Genomic DNA, 240 nt, shown 5'->3' on the forward strand with positions numbered 1-240 from the left:
CGAAAATCCTTTACATTATAGAGCTTTTCGCGACGCATAAGTTCTAAGGCCTCATTTACGACCTGCTCACATGTCTGCGGGTCTGCTAAACGAATGGACTGCTTGGCACCGAGATGCTTGCTGGCTCCCTTTTTACCATTTTGCGCAATGTTTTTCTTGGCATCATAACTAAATCCCAGGTCATGCATCAAATCGCTCCAAGACATTTTGGTGATCTGCATGGCACTGTTTGGCGAAGGT

The 240-nt window shown here is 45.8% G+C and carries 1 protein-coding gene; it reads right to left on the reverse strand.

Annotation, left to right across the window (positions count from 1 at the left end; all coding sequences use genetic code 11):
* On the reverse strand, nucleotides 1-188 hold a 188-nt coding region (locus LJE08_RS14395; RefSeq protein WP_227403633.1), incomplete at its 3' end, for a hypothetical protein.
* Between the last annotated feature and the right edge of the window lie 52 nt (nucleotides 189-240).

This window comes from Holdemanella sp. DFI.5.55 (assembly GCF_020593575.1).
In the GTDB taxonomy this organism is placed as follows: Bacteria; Bacillota_I; Bacilli_A; order Erysipelotrichales; family Erysipelotrichaceae; genus Holdemanella; species Holdemanella hominis.